Below are 2,005 nucleotides of genomic sequence, written 5' to 3'. Positions count from 1 at the left end.
ACGATTCGGCACCACCCAACCCCTACCCAAGATCCTCGACCTGCCCAACCAGGTCTGGATCAACAAACCCGAACCGGAACGACAGGCCGCTTAACTCCCGCTGGCCTCAATCCCTTGACACGTTCCGCTGGGGGAGGGCAGCGGCAGCGACTGGTCGACCTCGCCTCCTACGTCGTCGACGCTGGACGGGTGGGTGAGGCGGCGTGATGCCTGGCAGCGGCACGACGGCCGCGGACAGTACCTCGCGCCTGCGGAAGACAGCAAGACCTGGTCACTGTCACCGGTCTGTCAGCGCCCGATCCGCTGCTGGGCCTGACAGACCGGTGACAGCGCCGACCCCTTCCGGGAGAAACGGGCCGGAGGTATCGTCGCGCGCTCACCACGGACGGTCCGGCGGAGGCTTCCCGTCCGCGACCACGGTCCCGGACGACGACGCCCGGACCGTCCGCGCACATGTCCAGCTCTACCCGGCTGGCGGACGAGCCTCCGCCGTAGCCCGGTCCGGGGAGGTGGTCCGCCACGACCACACCGACGTCTGACCCGGACGGTGGTCCGCGCAGCAGCCGCGTCGAGGGTGCCGTCCAGATCGTGATCATGCTGGCGATCGGCGGGGCGGCTGGTGCGGCCAGCTTCACCCACGTCCACAACGTCGCCGCCGCCCACGGTCAACCCGGATGGCTGGCCTGGGCCGACGCGATCGTCCTGGAGCTGATGTCCATCGCCTCCGGCCTGGAGCTACGCCGCCGCAAACGCGCCCACACCTCGACAGTGTTCCCTGCGAGCGTGCTGGCCTGCGCGGTCACCCTTTCGCTGGCCGCGCAGGTCGTGGAGGCCGAACCGTCACCGATCGGCTGTATCGCCGCAGCCGTGCCCGCGCTCGGCTTCCTCGTCATGGTCAAGGTCGCCCTCGGTCACGCCGGCACCACGACCCCAACCAACGCCGCCCGGACCGCCGACCACCTGCCGGACCAGCCCACGCAAACCACGCCCCCGAGCGGACCGGCCGAGACGACGCGGTCCGGCAGGGGTGCGGGGGAGCGGTCCAGCAGCCGGACCGTCCGCTCAGCGGATGCCGCCCACCAGCCGGGTCAACGGGATCGCCGTCACCGCGAAGGAGGCAGGGGACGGTCCGCGCAGCACTCCCACGACGTGGCCAAGTTGCTGCCGGCGGCGCGCCGCGTCCGCGACCAACTTGCCGCGGACGGGCAGGCCCTGACCCGGGCGGCGCTCGCCGAAGCTCTCCGTGGAAGCGGCCACACCGTGTCCAACACCCGGATATCCGAACTCCTCAAGATCCTCAAAGCTGAGGCGACCTCGCCGCCCGCGCCGCAGGACTCAACTTCACCGGTGAGCCTGGCGCCACGACCGCCGTCAAGTCGGCAGCAAGCGACTCACGCAACCGCGTTCGGCTATTCGCAGCTACCCCGACCAACAAGTCATCTCGAACCCACGCATCCCAGACATCCACCGGGCGGGCAGGAGAACCCCGAATCATGAGCACCGACGTGAACCCCACCGAGCACGACACCACGACAGACATCACGCTCACCGCAGCCGCGCCGGCCGCCAGCGAGGTGTGGACCGTCGACCGCGTCCGCGCCCTCGGCGTGACCGCCACCCTCGCTACCGCCGCATCAGTCCTCGGGATCAGCCGATCCCAGGCCTACCGGCTCGCCGCCACCGACACCTTCCCCGCGCCCCTGATCCGCGCCGGCAGCCGCATCATCGTCCCGGTCGCCGGCCTCCTCCACCTCCTGCTACCCCACGACGGCTCCGCTCCGGGCCGACGGCAACCGGCGACTTGAACCCGACCCGAAGGTGAGCGTGGATGCAATGACCCCGCCACCAGCGGGTTCCACCCGACACCGCTGGCGGCACCATACGAAGCATCCAGGAGACGACGAGTGAAGGGATCCACCTTCAAACGCTGCGGCTGCCGCGACAGCGTCACGGGCCGGCGACTGGGACGCTCCTGTCCCCAGCTTCGCCGGCCCGGCGGCGGCTG

General features: G+C 70.6%; 2 protein-coding genes. Both read left to right on the top strand.

The features are described 5' to 3' along the window. Nucleotides 1–594: 594 nt before the first annotated feature. The gene (locus tag E1258_RS32310) at nt 595–1,497 is read left to right on the top strand and encodes a DUF2637 domain-containing protein (protein ID WP_243715832.1); all 903 of its coding nucleotides are present in this window, start codon (nt 595–597) and stop codon (nt 1,495–1,497) included. Next, a complete protein-coding gene (locus tag E1258_RS32305; protein ID WP_243715831.1) occupies nt 1,494–1,805 on the top strand; it encodes an AlpA family transcriptional regulator in 312 nt (103 codons plus the stop codon). Before E1258_RS32310 ends, E1258_RS32305 begins: the two co-directional genes overlap by 4 nt. Nucleotides 1,806–2,005 lie beyond the last annotated feature (200 nt).

Origin of the sequence: Micromonospora sp. KC207, from assembly GCF_004348615.1 — a bacterium.
Lineage (GTDB): Bacteria > Actinomycetota > Actinomycetes > Mycobacteriales > Micromonosporaceae > Micromonospora.
Note: the sequence above shows the minus strand (reverse complement) of the source record. Positions and strands in the feature narration are given on the sequence as shown.